At 71.5% G+C, this 18485-nt stretch carries 18 protein-coding genes; 6 read left to right on the plus strand and 12 right to left on the minus strand.

The features are described from left to right. Window positions 1-2256 carry a protein kinase domain-containing protein gene (locus ACN20J_RS28520; protein ID WP_419667106.1) on the plus strand — a complete coding sequence of 752 codons (2256 nt, stop codon included), beginning with the start codon at window positions 1-3 and terminating at the stop codon, window positions 2254-2256. 321 nt (window positions 2257-2577) lie between these two features. Here ACN20J_RS28520 and ACN20J_RS28525 read toward each other — a convergent pair whose 3' ends face one another. Next, the gene (locus ACN20J_RS28525) at window positions 2578-4137 is read right to left on the minus strand and encodes a CehA/McbA family metallohydrolase (protein WP_419667107.1); all 1560 of its coding nucleotides are present in this window, start codon (window positions 4135-4137) and stop codon (window positions 2578-2580) included. A gap of 237 nt (window positions 4138-4374) precedes the next feature. Between ACN20J_RS28525 and ACN20J_RS28530 the strand changes: the two genes are divergently transcribed. The 3 genes from ACN20J_RS28530 (at window position 4375) to ACN20J_RS28540 (ending at window position 8608) form a co-directional block, all read left to right on the plus strand. After that, complete coding sequence (locus tag ACN20J_RS28530) at window positions 4375-5220, plus strand: LLM class F420-dependent oxidoreductase (RefSeq protein WP_362296595.1); 846 nt, start codon at window positions 4375-4377, stop codon at window positions 5218-5220. Window positions 5221-5317: 97 nt separating this feature from the next. Next, on the plus strand, window positions 5318-7903 hold the full coding sequence (locus tag ACN20J_RS28535) for a bifunctional FO biosynthesis protein CofGH (RefSeq protein ID WP_190229047.1): 2586 nt from the start codon (window positions 5318-5320) through the stop codon (window positions 7901-7903). A 138-nt stretch (window positions 7904-8041) separates the two neighbouring features. After that, on the plus strand, window positions 8042-8608 hold the full coding sequence (locus ACN20J_RS28540) for a L,D-transpeptidase (protein ID WP_055613748.1): 567 nt from the start codon (window positions 8042-8044) through the stop codon (window positions 8606-8608). 19 nt (window positions 8609-8627) lie between these two features. Here the strand turns inward: ACN20J_RS28540 and ACN20J_RS28545 are convergent, their stop codons facing one another. The 9 genes from ACN20J_RS28545 to ACN20J_RS28585 all read right to left on the minus strand — a co-directional run bounded on the left by ACN20J_RS28545 (window position 8628) and on the right by ACN20J_RS28585 (window position 15913). Beyond that, the gene (locus tag ACN20J_RS28545) at window positions 8628-9143 is read right to left on the minus strand and encodes a hypothetical protein (RefSeq protein ID WP_419667108.1); all 516 of its coding nucleotides are present in this window, start codon (window positions 9141-9143) and stop codon (window positions 8628-8630) included. Beyond that, window positions 9127-9618 (minus strand): RNA polymerase sigma factor, encoded by a 492-nt coding sequence (locus ACN20J_RS28550; RefSeq protein WP_189836979.1) that lies wholly within the window; start codon window positions 9616-9618, stop codon window positions 9127-9129. Before ACN20J_RS28550 ends, ACN20J_RS28545 begins: the two co-directional genes overlap by 17 nt. Window positions 9619-9723: 105 nt before the next feature. Next, complete coding sequence (locus ACN20J_RS28555; RefSeq protein ID WP_361916610.1) at window positions 9724-10365, minus strand: class F sortase; 642 nt, start codon at window positions 10363-10365, stop codon at window positions 9724-9726. A 32-nt stretch (window positions 10366-10397) separates the two neighbouring features. Beyond that, entirely contained in the window at window positions 10398-10781 is a 384-nt protein-coding gene (locus ACN20J_RS28560) for a Tat pathway signal sequence domain protein (protein WP_189836981.1), read from the minus strand. A 109-nt stretch (window positions 10782-10890) separates the two neighbouring features. Then, window positions 10891-11901, minus strand: a complete 1011-nt coding sequence (gene sigJ / locus ACN20J_RS28565) for an RNA polymerase sigma factor SigJ (RefSeq protein WP_419667109.1) — start codon at window positions 11899-11901, stop codon at window positions 10891-10893. A gap of 7 nt (window positions 11902-11908) precedes the next feature. Beyond that, window positions 11909-12715 carry an SDR family oxidoreductase gene (locus ACN20J_RS28570; RefSeq protein WP_419667110.1) on the minus strand — a complete coding sequence of 269 codons (807 nt, stop codon included), beginning with the start codon at window positions 12713-12715 and terminating at the stop codon, window positions 11909-11911. Window positions 12716-12782: 67 nt separating this feature from the next. Beyond that, complete coding sequence (locus ACN20J_RS28575) at window positions 12783-13208, minus strand: hypothetical protein (RefSeq protein ID WP_190229051.1); 426 nt, start codon at window positions 13206-13208, stop codon at window positions 12783-12785. A gap of 90 nt (window positions 13209-13298) precedes the next feature. Further along, entirely contained in the window at window positions 13299-13961 is a 663-nt protein-coding gene (locus ACN20J_RS28580) for a response regulator transcription factor (RefSeq protein WP_055613755.1), read from the minus strand. A 92-nt stretch (window positions 13962-14053) separates the two neighbouring features. After that, window positions 14054-15913: a sensor histidine kinase gene (locus tag ACN20J_RS28585; protein ID WP_419668974.1), complete on the minus strand. Its 1860-nt coding sequence runs from the start codon at window positions 15911-15913 to the stop codon at window positions 14054-14056. Between the two features lie 253 nt (window positions 15914-16166). Here ACN20J_RS28585 and ACN20J_RS28590 point away from each other — a divergent pair, with 253 nt between their 5' ends. Continuing rightward, window positions 16167-16766 (plus strand): hypothetical protein, encoded by a 600-nt coding sequence (locus tag ACN20J_RS28590; protein WP_419667111.1) that lies wholly within the window; start codon window positions 16167-16169, stop codon window positions 16764-16766. On the opposite strand, the gene ACN20J_RS28595 is transcribed toward ACN20J_RS28590, so the two are convergent. Further along, entirely contained in the window at window positions 16758-16946 is a 189-nt protein-coding gene (locus tag ACN20J_RS28595; protein ID WP_419667112.1) for a DUF397 domain-containing protein, read from the minus strand. The genes ACN20J_RS28590 and ACN20J_RS28595 overlap by 9 nt on opposite strands. Beyond that, window positions 16943-17752, minus strand: coding sequence for a helix-turn-helix domain-containing protein (locus ACN20J_RS28600; protein WP_419667113.1), 810 nt, complete (start codon window positions 17750-17752; stop codon window positions 16943-16945). The genes ACN20J_RS28595 and ACN20J_RS28600 overlap by 4 nt, the downstream gene beginning before the upstream one ends. A gap of 101 nt (window positions 17753-17853) precedes the next feature. Between ACN20J_RS28600 and ACN20J_RS28605 the strand changes: the two genes are divergently transcribed. Then, window positions 17854-18321 (plus strand): ATP-binding protein, encoded by a 468-nt coding sequence (locus ACN20J_RS28605; protein ID WP_189836989.1) that lies wholly within the window; start codon window positions 17854-17856, stop codon window positions 18319-18321. Window positions 18322-18485 lie beyond the last annotated feature (164 nt).

Consider the following 18485-nt stretch of genomic DNA (forward strand, 5'->3'; position numbering starts at 1 on the left):
ATGCCGAGGCACGCCGGGGAGCCAGGGGCCATCGGGTCCATAGGCGGCTACGAGCTCGTCGACCGGCTGGGCAGCGGCGGCATGGGCGTCGTGTACCTGGCGCGCTCGGTCTCGGGGCGGCAGGTCGCGGTGAAGGTCGTGCACGCGCAGTACGCGCTGGACGAGGAGTTCCGGGCCCGGTTCCGGCAGGAGGTCGCGGCGGCCCGCCGGGTGAGCGGGGCCTTCACCGCCCCGGTGGTCGACGCCGACCCGGACGCCGAACTGCCCTGGATGGCAACTCTGTACGTGCCGGGCCGAACGCTGTCCGAAATGGTGGACAGAGAAGGGCCGTTGGGCGGGCCCGACCTGCGCGCGCTCGCGCTGGGGCTCGTCGAGGCGCTGAGGGACATCCACCAGGCGGGCGTGGTGCACCGGGACCTGAAGCCGAGCAACGTCCTGATGGCCGGGGACGGCCCGCGCGTCATCGACTTCGGCATCTCACGCGCCGCCGACAGCCAGGCCCTCACCGTGACCGGGCGGCTGATCGGTACCCCGCCCTTCATGTCCCCGGAACAGTTCGCCTCGCCCCGGGACGTCACCGCCGCCTCCGACGTCTTCTCGCTCGGCTCGCTCCTGGTGTTCGCGGCCACCGGCAACGGCCCCTTCGACGGCGGCAGCCCGTATGTGACGGGCTACCAGGTGATGAACGAGCCGCCGTCCCTGGACGGAGTCGCGCAGCCGCTGCGGGGCGTCATCGAGCGCTGCCTGGACAAGGACCCGGCCGCCAGGCCTCAACTGGCCGAGCTACAGGGCCTGTTCGGCTCCCTGCCGAACGCGGCCGCCCCTGCCGGGCCGGGCGTGTCACACCTGCCGAGCGTGCCGGGGAACGGGAATGTCCCCCGCGGGCCCGCCGCCACGACGACTTCCGCCACGACGCGTGCCGGCAAGACGCGTGCCGACACGACGACCGCGAAGGGCGGTGCCGCCGGCCGCGGACGCCGGGTACGTCGTCTCCTCGTGCTCGGCGCGGTCCTGGCCGTCGCCGCGGCGGCCGTGCCGGTGTACAACCTGGTGTCGGGTCCGGACGACACCACAGAGGGCGGGCCCGGCGACCGTGCGTCCGGGACCGGCGCCTCCGCCTCGCCCGCGCTGCCCGCCGGCTGGCAGCCCTGGCGGACGGACCTCACCCGAGCGGTGAAGAACGAGTCCGTGGTCACCAACGTCGACAGCGTGGACTCCGGCTGTGTCTCCGGCGGCGCTGCCCTGTACTGCGCGGGGACGGGCTTCACGGTCGCCCGGATCGACGCCGCCTCGGGCCGCGTGAAGTGGCGGTTCGGCAGCAACTCGCAGGCCGCCGAGCGCCCCCTCGGAGTCCGGGACGGGATCGTCTACACGCACGTCCAGCCGAACGAGGACTCCGTGTACTCGACCCAGGAGCTGGTCGGCGTCGACACCGACAGCGGCAAGCGCGTCTGGACCCGCACGATCGACGCGGGCCACCCCGCCGCCGTGTTCGACGGCGGCATCCTGGCGATGTCGGGCGAGGGCGATGAGTTCGTCGCCCTCGACCCGAAGACGGGCGAGGACCTGTGGCGCACCCCGGCCAAGTCGTCGGCCGGCACCGCCTGCGCCCCGACGGTCCTGGGCGGTGCCCCCTACGGAATCTGCGTGAACGAGGACGACCCCTTCAAGGGCGACGCCGGCTTCCTGCGCCTCGCTCCGGCCGACGGTACGGCGCGGGAACCCGCCGAGCTGCCCCTGCTCGCGGAGCCGCTCGGCGCGGTCGGCGGGCAGCCGCTGTTGGCCCTCCGGCAGAGCGAGGAGTCCCAGTCGCAGAACGGCCGGGACGAGCCGTACAGAGCACTGCTGCAGGTGAACCCGGACAACGGCGACGTCATCCGCGTCCCCCTCAAGGACACCCCGCGCGGCCTGCCCGCCCTCGTCGGCACCGCCGTGTACTTCGTCCGCCCCGACGGAACCGTCACCGCGACGGGGGCCGACGACGGCGCCCGCCTGTGGCAGCGGGAGACCCAGATCGAGAACCTGTCGGCGCCGGTCCTGTCCACGAAGTACGACCACCTCTACTTCACCAACCGCTACGGCCGCCTGCTCGCCCTCGACCGCGAAACCGGCACCATCCAGTGGACCACCAACAAGCTGGACGACCCAGGCACCTCAGCCGAGAACCGAATCCCGAGCACGCTACTGGTGAAGGACGCGCTAGTAGCCGTGGCAGGCGACACAGCCTTCTCCACAAGCCCCGACCGCGCCCTTTAGCCTTCAGGGGCGCGGGGAACGGCGCAATCTTTAGGCCCACGGGGACGGGCGCAGCCTTCAGTGGCGCGGGGGAACGGCCAGTCTTTTAGGGGCGCGGGGAACTGCGCAATCTTTTACGCCCACGGGGACGGGCGCAGCCTTCGGGGACGCGGGGGCCGGCCCAGTCTTTTAGGGGCGCGGGGAACTGCGCAATCTTTTACGCCCACGCGGACCGGCCCAGCCTTCAGGGACCCGGGGAACGGCCCAGTCTTTCAGGGGCGCGAGGAACTGCGCGGGCACCCCAATCCGACCGCCACACAACACACACCCTCACCCCCGCCCTCACCCCCGCCCAAGAAAGATCGGATTCGTGAACGCGGCCAACGCCCCAGGCAAAGGCCCGGCCGCAGCCTCATGCCGCACCTCGGCCCGCACATACGCCGCGTACTGAGCAGTCGTACGCCACTCCACCACCCCACCCCCGGACACGGGAAGAACCGCACTCGTGTGCAGCACCCCCTGGTCCGTGACGAAGCGAACCGTGCAGCGCGGCACCCCCGACGCCTCCAGGGTCACGGTGACCGGATCGTCCCGGTCGACCTTCAACCGCCCCCCGATCCCCGCGTGTTCACCCTTGGGGCCGGTCGCGGAGAACGACAGCGACACCTTCTGCGACTCCGCGACGTACGAGCGCCCCGCGCGGATCCCCTCCTGGATCGCCTCGCGGGTCAGATCGTCGGCGAGGACGACGGTCTGCGGCGTCCCGACCGGATCGGGATCCCGGTGGGCGTCACTGTTGCCCATCGCCGGAATCCAGTCCCGGCCGCCCCGCCCCTCCCGCACGGAGGCGACGAGCATGCTGTCCCAGTCGGCCAGCGACACCTCGTCGTCGGGTCCGAACGGCCCGTTCCACACCTCGACGGCGTCCGCCTCGCCGAACCCGAACTTCCAGTTGCAGCCCACGCACGTGGCGTGCGGATGCGCGGGCACGACCAGCCCGCCCGCCTCGCGGATCCGCCGCGCGTACTTGCCGAAGCGGTTGTCGCGCGCCCGGTAGCGCCAGTCGACGAAAGTCCCCGGATCCGTGCCGAGCGCGACGACGTGACCGTTCCTCGTCGTCACCTCCTCGCCCAGCATGATCAGCAGGTCGTCACCGGCCTCCGAGGCCCAATGGGCGTGCGCGGAGTGCGTGTTGTGCTCGGACGAGTTGATGAAGTCCAGGCCCGCCGCCCGCGCGAGGGCCGCGATCTCGGCCGGGGTGCGGCGGCCGTCGGAGTACCAGGAGTGCAGATGGCAGTCGCCCCGGTACCAGGCCCGCCCGCGCCCCTTGGCCCGCGACGGCGGGTACACCGGCTTCACGACCGCGCCCGGCTCGCCGTACGTCAGCGTGATGGTGACCTCGTACGGGAGCCCCTGCGGGGCCACGGTGTACGGGCCCAGCGCGATGTGCCAGGTGCCCTCCTTGACCGGGCCCGGGATGTAGCCCGGCGTCGCGTCGTCGGCGCGGATGAAGAACTCGGTGCGGGCCCCGCCCGACCAGCCGCGGAAGCCCTTGCCGCCCACCTCGGTGCCGCGCTGGTCGAAGATGCCGATGTCGAGCGCGTTGCCCGCGGTGCCCGCCGGTACGGGGGGCTTCTCGTAGGTGTACGCGACCTTGATCTCCCGTACGCCGTCCGGGACTTCGACGGGCAGGTAGACGAAGTCCGGCGAACCGGTGGGCAGGGTGCCGCGGACCGTCCGGGTCTCGGACGCGTCCGCCGCGTCGGCGGCCTCGCTCGGAAAGCTCACGCTCCCCAACGTAAGCGCGGCGGCGGCTCCCGTCACGAACAGCGCGCGTCTGCCGATGCCGTGGTTACCGCTGCGGCCATCGCTGCGGTCTCCGCTGTGGTCGTCCTCGCACATGTCTGCTGCTCCCGGGTCTCGTGAGTGGCTGAGTGGCATGTCGCGGTTCAGGTGCTGCGGGGGGTCGTACGACAACCCTGGTATTCAGCCGTGAACTGCGGTGCAAGGGAAGGGGGTCGGCGGGTTTCGGGTATGGAGCACTCGTAAGAAGCATTCGCGGGAAGCATTCGTGACAAGCGGGCAGAATCCCTACCGGTCGGTATGGACAGTTGGGGCTCGGGCCGGTAGGGAGGTGCCATGCGCATCTCCGTGACGATCTTCCTCACCGACGAGACGATCACCCCCACGCTGCTCGCTCGTGAGCTGGAGGAGCGCGGCTTCGCCGGGCTCTATCTGCCCGAGCACACGCACATACCCGTGGAGCGGGTCACCCCGTACCCGGCGGGCGGTGAGCTGCCGCCCGAGTACGGCCGGACCCTCGACCCCTTCGTCGCACTCGGCCAGGCGGCGGCGGTCGCCGAGTCGCTCGCGCTCGGCACCGGGATCACCCTCGTCGCCCAGCACGACCCGGTCGCCCTCGCCAAACAGATCGCGACCCTCGACCACCTCTCCGGCGGCCGTTTCACCCTCGGCCTCGGCTTCGGCTGGAACGTCGAGGAGGCCGCCGACCACGGTGTCGACTGGCGTACGCGGCGGGAGCTGGTCCGGGACCGGATGGCCCTGATGCGAGCCCTGTGGTCCGCCGAACCGACCGGCTACCAGGGCGAGTTCGGGTCCGTACGGCCCAGCCACGCCCACCCCAAGCCCGTACAGAAGCCGCGCGGACCCGTCGTCGGGCCGCGCACGCTCGTCGGGGGAGCGGCCGGGCCGAAGCTCTTCGCGCACATCAGCGAGTACGCGGACGGCTGGATGCCGATCGGCGGCCGAGGGCTCACGGAGTCCGTCCCCGTGCTGCGGGCCGCCTGGGCCGAGGCCGGCCGCGACCCCGAGGCCCTCCAGCTCGTGCCGTACGCCGTGCTGCCCACCCCCGGCAAGCTCACGCACTACGCGGACCTCGGCATCGAGGAGGTCGTCCTGCAGCTGCCGCCGGCCGGCGAGGGGGACGTACTGCGCGTACTGGACGAATACGCCAAGTACCTGTAGCCGGCCGCTGGTGTGTCACTGGTGCGCCGCTGGGGTGCCGCTCGTGACGTGGCCCATCTGTAACAGGGCCTGATCAATGCGATCGTATGCTCGAAGGATGACGACTTCCGCGACCTCCGGAACCGGGCCCACCGCGAACGCCATGCGTCGCGCCCTCAAACGCGCCCGCGACGGCGTCGCCCTCGACGTCACCGAGGCCGCCGTGCTGCTCCAGGCACGCGGCGCCGACCTGGACGACCTGACCGCGTCCGCCGCCCGGGTGCGTGACGCGGGCCTGGAGGCGGCGGGCCGCCCGGGCGTCATCACGTACTCGAAGAGCGTCTTCATCCCGCTCACCCGGCTCTGCCGGGACAAGTGCCACTACTGCACGTTCGTCACGGTCCCCGGCAAGCTCCGCCGGGCGGGCCACGGGATGTTCATGTCCCCGGACGAGGTCCTCGACATCGCCCGCAAGGGTGCCGAACTGGGCTGCAAGGAAGCCCTGATCACCCTCGGCGACAAGCCCGAGGACCGCTGGCCCGAGGCCCGCGAATGGCTCGACGCGCACGGCTACGACGACACGATCGCGTACGTACGGGCCATCTCGATCCGGATCCTGGAGGAGACGGGCCTGCTGCCCCACCTCAACCCGGGTGTCATGTCGTGGACCGACTTCCAGCGGCTGAAGCCCGTCGCGCCGAGCATGGGCATGATGCTGGAGACGACGGCGACGCGCCTGTGGAGCGAGCCGGGCGGCCCGCACTACGGCTCCCCGGACAAGGAGCCGGCCGTCCGCCTGCGCGTCCTGGAGGACGCGGGCCGCTCGTCGGTCCCCTTCACCAGCGGTGTGCTGATCGGCATCGGCGAGACGTACGAGGAGCGCGCGGACTCCCTCTTCGCGCTGCGGCGCGTGTCGCGCTCCTACCACGGCATCCAGGAACTGATCATCCAGAACTTCCGCGCCAAGCCGGACACGGCGATGCGCGGCATGCCGGACGCCGAGCTCGACGAACTGGTCGCGACGGTCGCGGTCGCCCGCCACATCATGGGCCCCTCCGCCTGCCTCCAGGCACCGCCGAACCTCGTGGACTCCGAGTACGGGCGGCTGATCGGCGCCGGGATCGACGACTGGGGCGGGGTCTCGCCGCTCACCATCGACCACGTCAACCCCGAGCGCCCCTGGCCGCAGATCGACCTGCTGCGCGAGCAGTCGGCGGAGGCGGGCTTCGAACTGCGCGAACGCCTCTGCGTCTACCCGGAGTTCGTGCAGCGCGGCGAGCCGTGGCTGGACCCGCGGCTGCTCCCGCACGTACGGGCGCTCGCCGACCCGGAGACGGGCCTCGCCGTGCCGGACGCGGTCGTGGAGGGCCACCCCTGGCAGGAGCCCGAGGAGGCGTTCACCTCGTCGGGCCGTACGGATCTGCACACCACGATCGACACCGAGGGGCGCACGTCCGACCGGCGCGAGGACTACGACCACGTGTACGGCGACTGGGACGCGCTGCGGGAGGCCGCGGCGCCCGGCATGGTGCCGTCCCGGATCGACACGGACGTACGGGCGGCGCTGGCGACGGCCGCCGACGACCCGACCCGCCTCACCGACGACGAGGCGCTGGCGCTGCTGCACGCGGACGGACCGGCCCTGGACGCGCTCTGCCGGATCGCCGACGACGTCCGCAAGGCGGCGGTCGGCGACGACGTCACGTACATCGTCACGCGGAACATCAACTTCACCAACGTCTGCTACACCGGCTGCCGCTTCTGCGCCTTCGCCCAGCGCCGCACGGACGCCGACGCGTACACGCTCTCCCTGGACCAGGTCGCCGACCGTGCCGAGCAGGCGTGGGACCTGGGGGCCGTCGAGGTCTGCATGCAGGGCGGCATCCACCCCGACCTGCCGGGGACGGCCTACTTCGACATCGCCCGCGCGGTGAAGGAGCGCGTGCCCGGCATGCACGTCCACGCCTTCTCGCCGATGGAGGTCGTGAACGGCGCGACCCGCACCGGCCTGTCGATCCGCGAATGGCTGACCGCGGCCAAGGAGGCGGGCCTCGACTCGATCCCCGGCACGGCCGCCGAGATCCTCGACGACGAGGTCCGCTGGGTCCTCACCAAGGGCAAGCTGCCCACGGCCACCTGGATCGAAGTGATCACGACCGCCCACGAGCTGGGCATCCGCTCCTCGTCCACGATGATGTACGGGCATGTGGACCAGCCCCGCCACTGGCTCGGCCACTTCCGGACGCTCTCCCGGATCCAGCAACAGACCGGCGGCTTCACGGAGTTCGTGACGCTCCCCTTCATCCACACGAACGCGCCGGTGTACCTGGCGGGGATCGCCCGCCCGGGCCCGACGACCCGGGACAACCGCGCGGTGATGGCGATGGCACGGCTCCTCCTGCACCCGCACATCCCCAACATCCAGACCAGCTGGGTGAAGCTGGGGACGGAGGGCGCGGCGGAGATGCTCCGCTCGGGCGCCAACGACCTCGGCGGGACGCTGATGGAGGAGACCATCTCCCGGATGGCGGGCTCGTCGTACGGCTCGTACAAGTCCGTCAAGGAACTGGTCGCCGTGGCGGACGCGGCGGGACGGCCCTCCCGGCCCCGCACCACCCTGTACGGCGAGGTGCCGGAGGAGCGGCAGCGGGCCGCGGCGGCCTCGGACGGGCACCTGCCGGAGCTGCTGCCCGTGCTGGAGTGACGGACGCGGGCGCGCGGGTCCCCGGGCGTGCGGACGCCGGGCCCGGGGCGGGTGGGCCAGGATCGGCCGAGGACCCCGTCGGAGTAAGATGATCCGACCCTCCGACGGGGTGAATCAGAGCTGAGGAGATGCGTACGCGTGCCTGCCCGACGGCTTCCCTCGTGGGTCTGGGTCTCCGGTCTGACCGCGGCTGCTCTGGTGGCGGTGACGTTCCTGGCCGTCAAGGCCGACAAGGGCCCGCAGCCCACGGCCTCGGCCTCGCCGAAGCCCTCCGCCTCGGCGACCGCCAAGCCCTCCACCGGCCCCGACGAGTCCAAGCCGGTCGCGGTGCCGGACGGTTCCGGCACCGGACGGCGCATCGTCTACTCCCTCGACCAGCGCCGCGTATGGCTCGTCGACGCGAGCGACGCGTCCCGGCGCAGCTTCAAGGTGTGGCCCGGGACGGTGAACCCGGCACCCGGCTCGTACACGGTCGGCACCCGACGCGAGGCGAGCACGGGCAGCGACGGTGTGGAGATCGAGAACATCGTCTTCTTCACCGTCAGCTCCGGCACCAACATCGCCTTCTCGAACGCCGTCGACGGCTCTTCCCCGCCGCCGCCCGCGTCCGGCGTACCGACCGGCGGGATCCGGATGCGTGCCGCCGACGGTGACGCGGTCTGGAAGTTCGGCACGGCGGGGACGAAGGTCGCGGTCGTCGACTAGCGGCCGGCGGGACGGGTCCCTACGGCCGGACGCTGCTCTCGGGCGTGGTGTCGACCTGGTCCGGAGCCGTCGACGGTTCGGACGGTGCCAGGGACGGCGGGGCCTGTGTCGGCTTCGGTGTCGGGACGCTGTCGGGGGCGGTCGTGGCGGTGGAGCCGTTCGGGACGCTGGGGCCGGCGCTCGGTGCCGAGTCGCTGGGGTTGCGGCTGGGGCTGGGAGTCGCGGGCTCGGAGGCCGACGGCGACGGGGTGGGCGGTGTCGAGGGGCTGCTCGCGGGCGGCGGGGCGAGCGGGACCGTCGGGGAGGCGGGCACTTCGGACGCGGCCAGGCGGAACGGCAGCGCGATCAGGGCGGCGGCGACGCAGGACAGACCGACCCCGGCCGCGGCGCGCAGCACCCGGCGGCGGGAGGCGTCACGGCGGATCGCCTCGAATCCGCCCGGGGGAGGGGCGAGATAGCCGGAGGCGGGCCGCAGGATGACGGCGAGGGGGTCGTCGGGCTCCAGGTCCGGACCGTCCTCAGAGGGTGTGATCAAGGCTTCTCCTCAGGTGGGCGCGGAGCATTTCTCGGGCCGCGTGGAGGTCGGCCTTGATGGTTCCTTCCTTGCGCCCGGTCAGCGCGGACACCTCCCGGATCGGCATGTCTGCGTAGTAGTGCAGCAGGATCGGTACGCGCAGTCGTTCCGGCAGCGACTGTACGAGCAGGCGCACCGACGGGTCGGCCTGTTCGTTCTGCGGCCGGACGGCCACCTCGTCGCTGACACGGCGTACGGCTCTGCGCTCGCGCTCCAGTTTGCGCCAGTGGTCCCGGACGAGGTTGGCGGCGGTGACGTAGAGGAACCCCCGGGGTTCCGACACGTTCGTCCAGCGGGCCCAGAGCCGGGTGAACGCCTCCGAGGCGATCTCGTGGGCCGTCTCGTCGTCGTCGACCAGGCGGCGGCACCAGCCGGCCAGGCGCGGGTAGAGGGCGGCGAACAGCTCGGACGCTGCCTTCTCGCGGGACCGTTTCAACGCTCTCCATGGTCGTGACGGACTCGTAGGAAGGATCCCGGGCCGTCGGCGTACCGTCCGTCCGTCGACGTACGGTGCCTCGGCCCAGGATCCTGGAGCTACGGGTTATTGCGTGCTGTCGGAGCTCAGCGCGGCGAAGACGATCACGCTGTCGCGGTAGCCGTCACCGGTGCGGGGGCCCCCGCAGGTGATGAGACGCAGTTCGGGACGGCCCACGTTCCCGTAGACCTCCTTCGTCGGGAACTCCGCCTGGGCGACCGTCCGTACGTCGGTGACCGCGAACTCCGCCGCCTTGCCGTTCTCCAGGCGCGCCACGATCCGGTCGCCCCGGCGCAGCCGTGAGAGGTGATGGAAGACGCCGTCACCGTAGGAGCCGACCGTGACATGGCCGAGGATCACCGACGGGCCCACCTGGCCGGGCGTCGGCGAGTGCTCGTACCAGCCCGCCTTGTCGTCCGCCGCGATCGGGGGCACCTCGACGGTGCCGTCCGAGGCCAGCCCGAGCCGCATGAGTGGGGTGTCGACCTGGATGGCCGGGACCTGCAGCCTGACCGGGACCGAACGGCCCAGGGCCTTCGCCGCCTTCGCGGGGGGTTGCGAGTTCCCGGTCTTCTCGGCTCCGGCCCGGTCGTCCGTGGTCCGGTCGTCCGTGGACCGGTCCGCCTTGTCGCCGTTGCAGCTCACGAGCAGCGACGCCATCGCCGCGGTGACGAACGCGCGCCGGGAGAGCGCGCGTCCGGAAGGCATGCGCCCGGAGGGCACGTGCTCGGGGGGCAAGGTCATTCCCCGGTCGCCCGCCGACGACGTACGACGAAGAACGCCGCTCCGCCGACGGCGAACGCCGCGGCAGCGCCCCCGGCGATCATCCCGCTGTCGGATCCGGACTTCGTCGACGTCGACACCTCACCGGTGTCGGGCGCGCCGCTCGGTACGACGGAGACCTCGTCGCCCGGCGCCTGGCTCGGCGCGGCGCTCGGCGCCACCGTCGGGGCCGTCTCGGCGGGCTTGCTCGGAGCCGGCGTCGGGGCCGTGTCGCCCGTGCCCTGGCTCGGGGCGGCGCTCGGCGCCACGGTCGGGGTCGACCCGTCGGCGAACGCGGGCACCGTGCTCGCCAGTACGGCGGTGCAGGCAAGTGCTATGGCGCTGAGGACAGTTCGGCGCATGAATCGCTCTCTTTCGTCGGCCCGCCCGCCCGATGATCCGGCGGACTGGGGTACGGATCGAGCGGAGAGACGAGACAGCGGCGGACCGGGTTGTAAAGAGCAGGCAAAGTCATCGGGCGGTCGGTGTATCGGTCCACGCGTGCAGCTTGTCCGGGTTGACCACGAGCCACAGGTCGGTGATCAGGCCGTCGCGGACGTCGGCGGCGAGGACGGCGATGGTCGTACCGGCGATGGAGACCGTGACGCCGGGGGTGCCGTTGATGTCGTCCTCGACGAGTTCCACGTCCGGCTCCCTGCGCAGGAGGCCGAGGAGGAAGCGCGCCACCTTGTCCGCGCCGGTGATCGGGCGCAGCGCCGCGCGCACCTTGCCGCCTCCGTCGCTGCGCGACTCGACGGCGGGGTCGAGCAGGGCGACCAGCGAGTCGAGGTCACCGGTCTCGCACGCCTCGCGGAACGCGGAGACGACCTGCCGGTGTTCCGTCGTCGTACCGCCGACGGGCCGCCGCTCGGCGAGGCGTCGCCGGGCGGAGGAGGCGAGTTGGCGGCAGGCCGCGGGGGAGCGGCCCACCGTCTCGGCGATCTCGGTGAAGGGCGTGCCGAAGACGTCGTGCAGGACGAAGGCGACGCGTTCCGCGGGCGTGACCGAGTCCAGGACCACGAGCATGCCCATGCTGACCGACTCGTCGAGCGTGATCCGGTCGGCGGGATCGTCCCCGCCCGTCGCGCTCGTCCGCCCCGCCCCGGCCGCGCTCGTCCAGGTGGTGCCGCCCCTGACCGGCTCGGGCAGCCACTCCCCGGTGTAGCGCTCACGGCGGACCCGCGCGGAGGCGAGCTGGTCGAGACAGATCCGCGAGGCGACCCGGGTCAGCCACGCCAGCGGGGTGACGATCGCCCGCTGCTGCGGTTCGGACAGGGCGTACCACCGGGTGTATGTCTCCTGTACGACGTCCTCGGCGTCCTGCACCGAACCGAGCATCCGGTAGCCGAGGTTGAGCAGCCGCCGCCGCTCGGCCATGAGGGAACCGAGACTGGGACCGGGGTCATGGGCGGGGCTGCCCTGCTCGGAACCGGGGCCTTGGCCGGAGCCGGAGCCGGAGCCGGAGGCGGGCGGTGTGGGCATGGGCCGCTCAGCCGCCCTCTCCGGGGCGCCCGTCGCGCCCGTGTCCGCCGTGCCCGTCGTGCGCGACGTGCCGGACGTTCTCGGTGAGCCACTCGTCGAAGGTCTGGGTGCCGCGGGAGCCCGGTCCGGTCGGCAGGTTGCCGCCGCCCTTCATGGCCTTCCCGACGGCGCCGGGGAGCGTGACCGGCACCAGCAGCTTGCGCCGGCCCTCGGCCCGCAGCACCTTGCGGACCATGTCGACGAGTTCCTCGACGCGCGGCCCGGCGAGCTCCGGCGCCATGCCCTGGGGCGGCCCGAGGACGAGCCGTACGAGATGCTGGGCGACCTCGCGGGCCGCCACCGGCTGCGTACGCATGCGGGGCACCATCGCGACCGGGCCCGGCATCCGGTCGAGGACCTGCTGCGGGAACTCCAGGAACTGCGTGGCCCGCATGATCGTCCACGGCGTCGAGCCGTCCTTGGCCACGACCTCCTCCTGCCGCAGCTTCCCCTTGTAGTAGCCGAGGCCGACCCGTTCGAGGCCGACGATCGACAGGGCCACGTGGTGCCGTACGCCCTCCCGGGCCTCGGCGCCCAGGAGGTTCCGGCCGACGCTCTCGAAGAAGGAGATCGCCTTCTTGCCGCTGGTGGTCTGCACGTTGCTGACGTCGACGACGGCCTCCACGCCCTCCATGGCGGCGTCGAGTCCGGCGCCCGAGACGAGGTCCACGCCCCGCGACCTGGCCAGTACCACCGGTTCGTGCCCCGCGGCGACCAGCTCGTCGACCACGTACCGCCCGACCAGCCCGGTCCCGCCCGCTACCGCGATCCGCATGACGGACCTCCTTCTTCCACCGTGTTCCTGTCCGCCCCGGCCCTGTCCATTCTGATCACGTACGCCATCATGTGTCCCCCTGTCGCCGCCCGGGGAGTACGGGCACGAGGAGAGCGGCCGACGACAGCACCAGCAGCGTCAGGGTGACGACGTTGAGGACCTGGTCGCGCGTCCCGTACATGCTGAGATGCTGCATGTGGTAGCTGAGGTGCAGCACGTTGAAGACCAGCCACACCGCGCCCGTGGTCTGCACGAGCCGGGTGTTCCGTACGGAACCCAGGGTGATGGCGGTGAGGATCGCCAGCGCCAGGAACATGGCCCCGGCGTCCTTGGCGAGGTGCTCGTTGTACGGGCCCAGCTGGGGCAGCCAGCTCAGCCCGAAGCCGGGAAAGCTCGCGTGCCACTCCTTCGGCGAGAAGTAGGCCCAGGCGCCTGTGTACAGCGCAGTCACGGCGAGAAAGCCGAGGTTGGCGTACCGGATTTTCGTGTTCATGCCCCTATGACGAGACAGCACACGAAAACGTGAGCCGACGCACCGCGGGGCAGGTCTGCACTGCGAGACCGGCCTGCACCGCCGGACCGGTCAGACGTCGCCCGGGTGGAGGCCGGCGTCGCGGGCGAGGAGGGCCGCCTGGACCCGGTTGTCGCAGTCGAGCTTGGTCAGGATGCGACTGACGTACGTCTTCACGGTGGCCTCGCTCATGTGCAGCCGCCTGCCCGCGTCCGCGTTGGACAGGCCCTCGCCGAGCAGGGCGAGCACATCGCGTTCCCGCGCGGTCAGCCCGTCGAGGCGGTTCCTGGCCTGCTCGGCGCGGGCGGTGGCGCCGGGGGAGGAGAGGGCGTCCACCACATGCCGGGTGGCAGCCGGTGAGAGATAGGCGTTCCCGGCCGCCGCCGCCCGCACCGCGTGGATCAGCTCGTCGGGCGCGGAGTCCTTGAGCAGGAAGCCCGCGCCGCCGTGGCCGAGCGCGCGCAGTACGTTGTCGCGCTCGCCGAACGTGGTGAGGATCAGCACCCGTACGTTCGGTGCGACCCGCCCCAGTTCGGCCAGGGCCGTCAGCCCGTCCATCACCGGCATCTGGATGTCCAGCAGGGCCACGTCGACGGCGGTGCCCCGGGCGTTCTCCACCGCCTCGCGGCCGTTGCCCGCCTCGGCGACCACGTCGATGTCGTCGGCCGAGGTGAGGATCATCCTGATACCGGCCCGGATGAGCGGCTCGTCGTCGGCGACGAGGACCCGGATCACACGGCCTCCTGCGCGGTTCGGTCGGGAGCGGATGGCATGGCCCCGCCATCATGCCCTGATCCGGCCCCGCGGTCATTCAGGAGCCTTGTGGGTCAGCTCTCGTCCTTGAAGGTCTGCTTCTCGACCAGCTTTCCGTCGCGGAAGCAGAACCGGAAGACGGTCGTGGTGTCGTCGGGGTCGTCGGACGCGAAGTGGCGGCAGGTCGCGTCCTTGGGCATCCGGGGGCCCTGGTCCGCCCAGGCCGAGGTCAGTACCGAGTCCTCGTCGGGCAGCTTGTCCTGCACGGCGGTCTCGGAGTCGCCGACCTTCGCCGACTCGTACACCCTCGGCGGGATCGTGGCCTTGTTCATCTCGTCCATCAGCGCGCTCACCCCCCAGATTCCCAGGGCGACAACGCCCACGACGAGGACGACGGCGGTGACGGCGCAGCCGATGGCCACGTTCTTCTTCCTGCTCATGGTGGCGGCGAACTCCCCTTGCGGATCGGACCGGTTGATGACCGCTCCACTGTTGTCCGCGGTGCCGTTGCCGGGCTGCCCCACAAAGTCGTTGTACGGGCCGACGGAGGTCGCGTCGTGGGGGTGGCGGGGCTGGGGTTCGCCGCTTTCGGTGGCGCTGCCGGCGCCCGCGCCCGGGCCCGCGCTGTAGGGCAGCATGCCCGCGATGCGGAAGCCGCCGTCCGCGGTGGGGCCGGTGTGCACCATGCCGCCGATGAGCCGGGCCCGCTCCTGAAGGCCCCTGAGCCCCTGGCCGCCGCTGATCACGGCCGGGGCGTCCGGTGCCCCGGTCGGCGCGGGCCCGTTGGCGACCTCCACCACCAGGCTGTCCGGTTCGTAGCGCAGGGCGAGGGTGATCGGGGCGCCCGGGGCGTGCTTGTGGGCGTTGGTCAGGCCCTCCTGGGCTATGCGGTACGCCGTGTGGCCCGCGGCGGGCGCCAACTGCCGGAAGGCGCCGGACCGGAGCAGCTCCACGGCCGCGCCCGCGGCCCGTGACGACTCGACCAGGCCGTCGATGGCGGCGACCGCGCGGGAGCCGGGACGCCCGCCGTCGGTGTCGGCGGCTTCGGCTGACTCTGTGCGCTCGATGCGCTCGGTGCGCTCTGCGTGTCCGGGCTCGGTGTGCCCTGGCTCGGTGGTGCGCACGTCGGGCCAGTTCCGGTGGTCCTCCCGATCCTCGTGGAGGATGCCGACGGCCTCGCGCAGCTCGCCCATGGCGGTCACGGAGGCGTCCCGCAGGATCCGTACGCCTTCCCGCTGTCGGTCGGTGAGGTCCGGATCGACCTGCAGTGCGCCCGCGTGCACGGCGATCAGGGCGAGCTGGTGGCCGAGGCTGTCGTGCATGTCCCGGGCTATGCGCCCCCGCTCCAGCAGGCGCGCCTGACGGGCCACCATCGTCTGCTCGCGCACGAGTTGGACGTTGTTCCGCTGCAGCGCGTCCAGCAGGGAGTGGCGCTGGGCCCGGTAGCGGGAGGCCAGACCCGGCACGATCGACAACGTCAGGAACAGTCCTGCGCTCAGCCCGAACGTGAAGGCCAGTGGGAGGTCGGAACCCGCGCTGAACTCGCCGCGGAACGACACCGCGGCATGCAGTACGAACGCCCCGCCGAACGCGGCGACCACCCGCCAGGGCTTCAGGATGCGGCTGCCCGCGGACCAGCTCGCGTAGATCAGCAGCGGTGCCGCGCCGGCCAGATCCCCGGCCGCGGCGGCCGAGACGACCAGCACCGTCGCCGGCAGCGAGCGCCGGATCAGCGTCAGCAGGGCAACTCCCGCGAAGACGACGGAGGTCCGTACACCGAACCCGGCCCCCGCGGCGTCGATCAGCCCGGCGAGCCCGCCGAGCACAACGGTGAGTACGGTCTCGCCGGCGATCCGCCCCCGACTCCAGGGCGACGCGGCGGCAAGCCGACGTCGGAGCGGCCATGCGCTGCGGGCGGTCTTCGCTTCGTCCAGTTCCACGGCCCGACGATAGGCAGTGCCGGGGAGCGCCCGCATCATCCCTGCGTCGCGCCACCGAACGACGAAAGTCGACGACCACAGTCGACCAGGGGACGACTACGGCCGGGGCGGTCGCTGTTGAGCGTTGTCGGCGCCGTAGCCGAAGGTCGCTGCGGGCCGCGACTTCCGAGGACTGATCCGGGCCGGCCGTCGCGGCGACGATGGCTCAGCAGGACACAGTGCAGGCGACGAAAACGGGAGACGTCACGTGGACGACATACAACTGCAGGCGCAGGAGCGGTTCAACGTCCGGCAGAAGATGACCCTCATGGCCAACCGGTACGTGGTGACCGTGGCCCGCCCGGACGGCTCCGAGGGCGAGGTCGTCGCCTACGCCCAGCAGAAACGGACCGCGATCAAGGAAGAAATGACCGTCTACTCCGACGAGTCCAAGAAGAGTGTCCTGTTCACCTTCAAGGCCCGCAAGCTCCTCGACGTCGGCGCCACGTACGACGTACGCGACGAGACGGGCATCCCCATCGGCACGTTCCGCAAGGAGTTCGCCGCGTCCTTGCTCCGCTCGACGTGGAGCCTGGACCAACCGGGCACGACACGACTGACCGGCCGCGAGCGAAACAGGGTGGTGGCCGTACTGCGCCGGGTCTGGGAGTTCCTGCCGCTCGTCGATTTCATACCGTTCGCATGGCCGTACCACTTCGACTTCACCGAGGGCGACAAGCGGGCGATGTCGGTCGACAAGAAGTTCGGCCTCCGCGACCGCTACGTACTCGACATGGCGAACCCGGACCTCGACCGCCGCCTGGCCATCGCCCAGGCGGTCGCCCTGGACGCCCTCCAGTCACGCTGACCGGCGGGCGTGGCCGACGAACTCGGTCCAAGCGGTGTGCGTGAAGGCGAGCTGCGAGCCGTGCTTGTCCTTGGAGTCGCGGACGTGGATGGTGGGGTCGGGGACGGCTATCGCGACCTCGACGCAGTCCGGCCCCTCGTTGCTGCTGTAGCTGCTCTTGAACCAATCAAGGGCGGTCATGTCTCTCCCAGTGCCTTCTCGATGAGGATCAGTGACTCCCGGGGAGTGAGAGCCTGGGACCGGATGATCCCATAGCGCATCTCAAGGGGCTGTACCTCTCTGGGATCGCTGATCAGGCGGTTGGAGGTCTGACCCTCCTCGTGAGCCACCGTGTTGCCGTTCTGGAGCTTGAGCAGACGGATCGGTCCGCCCATGCCGGCGTGGTCGTCACGATCCGTGGGCATCACCTGAATCTCGACGTGCCTCAACCTGCCGACCTCCAACAGGCGTTCGAGCTGCTGGCGTAGCACCATTTTGCCCCCGATGGGCCGTCGTAGAGTCACCTCTTCCTGGACGAAAGTGAGCGTCGGCCGGGGGATGCGCTCGAAGACGCTCTGGCGTGCCATACGCGCGCTGACGTGCCGGTCGATCTCGTCCTCCGTGTACGAGGGGCGCCGCATCGTGTAGAGGGACCGTGCGTACCCTTCGGTCTGCAACAGCCCGTGCACGTAATGGTTTGAGTACGCGCCCAGCTCGACCGACTCGTCCTCCAGCTTCGCCAGATCCCGGACCTTCTTTGGGTACCTGGCCTCGGTAACGTCCTTCTTCATCGCCGAGAGCTTGCCGCCCGCGTCGAGGACCTCATCCGCCTTGTCGAGGAACTCGGGCTGGGGAACCCGCCGCCCCCGCTCCACGGACGAGACCATCTCCTCGCCGTACCCGATCGCGGCGCCGAACTCCGACTGCCGCATCCCGGCGGCTTCCCGCCAGGCCTTGATCTGACGCCCGACAGCCTTGAGTACGGCCGTAGCCTCCTCGTCCTCCACAGGTTCACCTCTCCCACGTACGGACCGGACAACCGCGCACCGCATCCGTACCGCACCCGGACAGTCACGCTACGTACCGGCGTTGCCGCTGTTCAGGGTAGATGTACGCGGCCACGCTGAGTGACGTGAACAACGGAACCCATGCCCCCGCTCAACAGGTCGCCGCCGCCCTGCACTTCACGATCCAGCTCTCCTCGACGCGCCGCGGCGCCCGCCTGGCCCGGCTGCTCGCGGAGCGCCAACTCGTGGAGTGGGGGGCCGAGTCCGAGCCCGCGCTGCACGTGGTGGCCGAACTGGCCGCGAACGCCGTACTCCATGGGCGCGTCCCCGGTCGGGACTTCAGGCTGACGCTCCGGCTCGACGAGGCCGGCGTGCTGCGCGTGGAGGTGACCGACGCCCGGGGCGACCGGAACCCGCGTATCAAGGACCCGGCCGGTGACGGTGAGGAGTCGGGGCGCGGCCTGCTGCTGGTGGAGGCGTACGCGGACGGTTGGGGCGTGGTGGACGGGCCGGGGCCGGGCTGCAAGACGGTCTGGGCGGAGGTGACGCCGGATCGTGGACGGCCGTGACCCGGTGGGGCCCGACGCCAAGAAGAAAGAACCGGGAAAACAACCCACCCCACCCGACCCGGCCTGTCGCGCACCGCACCCCCTGGCCCCCGTTGGCCGCTGTCCGCTGATCACTCGGTCGGGTGATCGCGGCCAATTCGGCTGGCGGAGAGGCGGATTGGTCG

Source organism: Streptomyces sp. 2-1, assembly GCF_048564895.1.
In the GTDB taxonomy this organism is placed as follows: Bacteria; Actinomycetota; Actinomycetes; order Streptomycetales; family Streptomycetaceae; genus Streptomyces; species Streptomyces phaeochromogenes.

What these genes read in the sequence shown, in the direction of transcription:
- ACN20J_RS28520 (WP_419667106.1), top strand. Translation starts at nt 1, where the DNA reads ATGCCGAGGCACGCCGGGGAGCCAGGGGCCATCGGGTCCATAGGCGGC.
- ACN20J_RS28525 (WP_419667107.1), bottom strand. Translation starts at nt 4,137, where the DNA reads ATGTGCGAGGACGACCACAGCGGAGACCGCAGCGATGGCCGCAGCGGT.
- ACN20J_RS28530 (WP_362296595.1), top strand. Translation starts at nt 4,375, where the DNA reads ATGCGCATCTCCGTGACGATCTTCCTCACCGACGAGACGATCACCCCC.
- ACN20J_RS28535 (WP_190229047.1), top strand. Translation starts at nt 5,318, where the DNA reads ATGACGACTTCCGCGACCTCCGGAACCGGGCCCACCGCGAACGCCATG.
- ACN20J_RS28555 (WP_361916610.1), bottom strand. Translation starts at nt 10,365, where the DNA reads ATGCCTTCCGGACGCGCGCTCTCCCGGCGCGCGTTCGTCACCGCGGCG.
- ACN20J_RS28560 (WP_189836981.1), bottom strand. Translation starts at nt 10,781, where the DNA reads ATGCGCCGAACTGTCCTCAGCGCCATAGCACTTGCCTGCACCGCCGTA.
- sigJ (WP_419667109.1), bottom strand. Translation starts at nt 11,901, where the DNA reads ATGCCCACACCGCCCGCCTCCGGCTCCGGCTCCGGCTCCGGCCAAGGC.
- ACN20J_RS28570 (WP_419667110.1), bottom strand. Translation starts at nt 12,715, where the DNA reads ATGCGGATCGCGGTAGCGGGCGGGACCGGGCTGGTCGGGCGGTACGTG.
- ACN20J_RS28575 (WP_190229051.1), bottom strand. Translation starts at nt 13,208, where the DNA reads ATGAACACGAAAATCCGGTACGCCAACCTCGGCTTTCTCGCCGTGACT.
- ACN20J_RS28595 (WP_419667112.1), bottom strand. Translation starts at nt 16,946, where the DNA reads ATGACCGCCCTTGATTGGTTCAAGAGCAGCTACAGCAGCAACGAGGGG.
- ACN20J_RS28605 (WP_189836989.1), top strand. Translation starts at nt 17,854, where the DNA reads ATGTACGCGGCCACGCTGAGTGACGTGAACAACGGAACCCATGCCCCC.